Origin of the sequence: Acidiphilium iwatense (assembly GCF_021556475.1) — a bacterium.
GTDB lineage: Bacteria > Pseudomonadota > Alphaproteobacteria > Acetobacterales > Acetobacteraceae > Acidiphilium > Acidiphilium iwatense.
Genome location: NZ_JAKGBZ010000106.1, coordinates 1 through 3,593, shown reverse-complemented (window position 1 = coordinate 3,593; position 3,593 = coordinate 1). Strand labels below are relative to the sequence as shown.

Sequence of the window (3,593 nt, the reverse complement as noted above, 5' to 3'; positions counted from 1 at the left end):
CTTTGCCAAACTCAAGCAATTCCGCGCCATTGCAACGCGCTACGACAAAACCGCCAGAAACTTCCTCGCAGGCGTCCACCTCACCGCCACCGCTATCTGGCTTAATTGACACCACACCCTAGTATGAGACCGCCTACTACCTGCTCAGCACCGCACTCTCCAGCGAACGCTTCAATGCGGTCGTCCGGTCCCATTGGGGCATCGAAAACGCTCTGGCACTGGGTTCTCGATGTCACCATGAACGAGGATCAGGCCAGAAACCGCAAGGATCACGGGCCAGAAAACATCGCCCTCCTGCGCCGTCTCGCCCTTAACCTCGCAAAACTCGAAGACTCGAAAGTATCCATGAAAGGAAAACTCAAACACGCAGGATGAAATGATGCGCTCCTGATCAAGCTCCTTGCCGCATTCGGCTCAGCTCAAATGCGATAGCCCTGAGCACCCGGCTTTGCTATCAAGTATTCGCACGAGCGGTCACGAGCGCGGCCACGGCATCGGCCGTGGCCGCGGAGAGCGTCCAGCCGAGGTGACCGTGCCCAGTGTTGTAGAAAACGCGCGGGTTCCGCCCGCGTGCGACGCGTGGCATCATGTTTGGCATCATCGGGCGCAAACCGGTCCAGGGCACACACTGGCGCGTGCTCATGCCCGGGAAATGCGCCCGGCACCAGGCGATCAGCGGCGCGATACGCTCGGCTCGGATGTCTCGGTTGTAGCCGTTGAATTCGGCCGTCCCGGCCACACGAAAGCGCGTCGGGCCCAGGCGACTGGTCACAATCTTGGCCTTGTCGTCGAGCAGGCTTACCCAGGGCGCGGCCTGCTGGTCGGCGCCCTCGGTCAAATTGACGGTGATGGAGTAGCCCTTCACCGGGTAGACGTTGATGCGGTCTCCTAACGACCGACCGAGTTGCCGCGACAGCACGCCACCGCAGACCACCACCTTGTCGAAGCTCCCGACCTCCTCCGGTTGCGGAGCGTCATTTAGCGTTGGTTCGGTAGAACGGCTGATGATGGTGACGCTTTCGGTACCCGCCGTGGCGGAAACCACCTCCGTCGCCAAGCGCATGGTCACGCCATGGCGCGTGCAGGCGAGAGCGAGACCGGTAGCGAATTTGTGGATGTCGCCGGTAAAATCCGACGGGGTGTAGAAGCCGCCGTAATAGGTGCCGCGCAGTGCCGGTTCGATCGCACGCATTTCAGAAGGAGTGATGGCGCGACGCTCCACCCCGCCCCTAGCCAGGAGCTCGGTGGCCCTACCGGCCGCTTCGAACTCTCGTTTCGTCTCGTAGAAGTGGAGGATGCCGCGGTCCTCGCGATCGAAGTCGATACCTTCCTCCTCAGCCATCCGTCGCAGATGCCCGCGCGCCTCGATCGCCAAACGAGCAGTGGTGACCGTGTTCTCCTCGTATCTGGGGATAGCAGCGAGGAACTCGGCCATCCAGGAAAGCTTGTGCCAGGAAGGCTTCGGGTTCACCAACAACGGTGCCCCGGGGGACATCATCCACTTCAATCCCTTCAACACCGTCGTCCAACTGTTCCACACCTCAGCATTCGAGGCTGAAAGTTGTCCGCCATTGGCAAAGGAGGTTTCCATCGCCGCGTAGGGCTGTCGGTCAAAAAGCGCGACGCGGTGGCCGCGCCGGACCAGGTTATAGGCCGTCGTGACACCGATGATACCGGCGCCGATTACGGCAATAGCCTGACAATCAGAGGTGGACATGCGCATTCTCCCACCCGCCCGCAGCGGGTATTCAAATGCCCCCTCTGTCATAGGCCTGAGAGTTTCGTCGCACCCCGGCACGGGGCGAAGACTTACACCATCGGCGGGAGCTGCCGCTCCGCTTTTCAGAGTTCCAGTCCGGTCGCGGTCGCTTCTGCCTGAGGGTTTCCGGGGCGGTTGCCCCTTCGGCGTCGCTTTGGCCGGTAGCCGCCGCGAACTCTCCCACAATGCGCCTATGCCAGAGCCGCCGCGGCGGGTCAAGCCTGTTGCAAACAGCAATTATTAGCGTGCCGTGGCAACGATGCTCCTCCTCTCGTACTACGCGAAATTGGCCGAGATGTAATCTGCCAAGCAGTGCATGACTACATTCCCGGCCGGTTCCAGGTGGTCCGGCATGTCCGGCCGAAATATGCCTGCAAGCGCTGCGATGCGATCGCGCAGGCTCCGGCTCCCAACCTGCCGATCCCGCGTGGCCGTGCGACACCCTCGCTGCTCGCGATGATCGTGATGTCGAAATATCTCGATTATTTGCCGCTGTATCGGCAGAGTGAAATTTATGCGCGCGAATGTATTGATCTGCCCCGCTCGACGCTCGCCGATTATGCCGGCCAGGCAGCGTGGTTGCTGACGCCAATCGCCGATGGCATCCGTGCCCATGTGTTCACCGCAGAGAAAATCCATGGGGACGGCACGCCGGTTGCGGTCCTGGCGCCCGGCCTCGGGCGCACCCGGACCGATCGATTGTGGACTTTCGTGCGGGACGATCGGCCGTTCTGCGGCACAGCTCCGCGACGAGGCGTTCATTATGCCTATCCTTTTCAAGTGTCTGGAAACATTGGAAGTTGGTTTTCAAAACCGGTGCGACACGGACCGCCTGTTCGCTTGATCGCGGCGAGGACGCGATCATCCTGGAGATCGGCGGCGCGAATCTGATAGGGAGCACCAGGCACGACTTGCTCAGCGGTAATAATGCGATCTGCGATGAGCCGTCTGATCCGGTGGTGGGTCACGCTGACTGTCGCAGCGGCTTCGGTCATCGTCAGCCATTCGCCATCTTTTTCGGCGGATCGATAGGCATGTATCCCACGCACCCGCCGGAGCGAACTGACGCGGTGCGCCGTCCAGGTCTTTCCTTGGCCCGTCGGCATGCCCATTCGGTTCAATGTCGCAGCGATATCCGCGTCCGACCATCGGCTGGCCATGCTCTTGATCACCGCGATCGCTTCGTCAGAGGTTCGGCAGCCATGTTCGCCGGTTTTTGGCTTCCGCACTCGCAATTGCGAATGCTGTCCGCCGCGCCAATGGATCGTCAGGACGACCTCACGTTTGGCTTCGTCGACGTTAGCGATGATGTCGGTGATGAGCGCGCGCAGGAGCCGCTGGCGCGCCCGCATGGTCGCGCCAGGCGCGTTCCATGCGGCATCAGGATCGTCGGCCAAATCCGAGAAGTCTGGCGACGGGGCGGCCGGATCAGAAGCCTGCACCGCCTCCAACCGCGCCTGGCACGCCTCGAGGCGACGTTATGCCGCTTCCCAACTCTTCTCGAGATGTGCTGCAATTAGCCGATTATCGGGATTGCGAATCGGCACTATACCGGGTCAGTGAAACGAGGGGATTCGTGAGGTACACGCGTCCTCGCACGCATCAGCGCATAATAGACCCCCGACCCGACCAGCAGACCGACGATCCAGGTCACATCGGCGCCGCCCAGATGTTTGGCGACCGGTCCGGTGAAGAACGGCGTGCTCATGAACGGAATCTAAAGGTTTCTGTGAGGTCGCGCACCGTTGGCGCCGTGGCACGAGGTTGAGGGCGACCTCATTGAAACCGGATTGAACGAAACCGCGGGCCGTGAGGCAACTATGGGGAGAGTTGC

The 3,593-nt window shown here is 61.4% G+C and carries 4 protein-coding genes, 2 pseudogenes and 1 riboswitch; of the genes and pseudogenes, 3 read left to right on the top strand and 3 right to left on the bottom strand.

Features of this window, described 5'->3' with window-relative positions; translation table 11 throughout:
- A pseudogene (locus L2A60_RS20035) lies at nucleotides 1-109 on the top strand (IS5/IS1182 family transposase); the annotation flags it as partial.
- Nucleotides 110-125: 16 nt separating this feature from the next.
- A pseudogene (locus L2A60_RS20030) lies at nucleotides 126-375 on the top strand (ISAs1 family transposase); the annotation flags it as partial.
- Nucleotides 376-454: 79 nt separating this feature from the next.
- Here L2A60_RS20030 and L2A60_RS20025 read toward each other — a convergent pair.
- On the bottom strand, nucleotides 455-1,717 hold the full coding sequence (locus L2A60_RS20025; RefSeq protein WP_235706224.1) for a D-amino acid dehydrogenase: 1,263 nt from the start codon (nucleotides 1,715-1,717) through the stop codon (nucleotides 455-457).
- A 135-nt stretch (nucleotides 1,718-1,852) separates the two neighbouring features.
- Nucleotides 1,853-1,952: riboswitch (glycine riboswitch) on the bottom strand.
- Between the two features lie 119 nt (nucleotides 1,953-2,071).
- Here L2A60_RS20025 and L2A60_RS20020 point away from each other — a divergent pair.
- Nucleotides 2,072-2,650 (top strand): IS66 family transposase, encoded by a 579-nt coding sequence (locus L2A60_RS20020; RefSeq protein ID WP_407932578.1) that lies wholly within the window; start codon nucleotides 2,072-2,074, stop codon nucleotides 2,648-2,650.
- On the opposite strand, the gene L2A60_RS20015 is transcribed toward L2A60_RS20020, so the two are convergent.
- Nucleotides 2,536-3,210 carry a recombinase family protein gene (locus L2A60_RS20015; RefSeq protein ID WP_235706223.1) on the bottom strand — a complete coding sequence of 225 codons (675 nt, stop codon included), beginning with the start codon at nucleotides 3,208-3,210 and terminating at the stop codon, nucleotides 2,536-2,538. The genes L2A60_RS20020 and L2A60_RS20015 overlap by 115 nt on opposite strands.
- Nucleotides 3,211-3,305: 95 nt before the next feature.
- The gene (locus L2A60_RS20010; RefSeq protein ID WP_235706222.1) at nucleotides 3,306-3,467 is read right to left on the bottom strand and encodes a hypothetical protein; all 162 of its coding nucleotides are present in this window, start codon (nucleotides 3,465-3,467) and stop codon (nucleotides 3,306-3,308) included.
- Nucleotides 3,468-3,593: the final 126 nt, after the last annotated feature.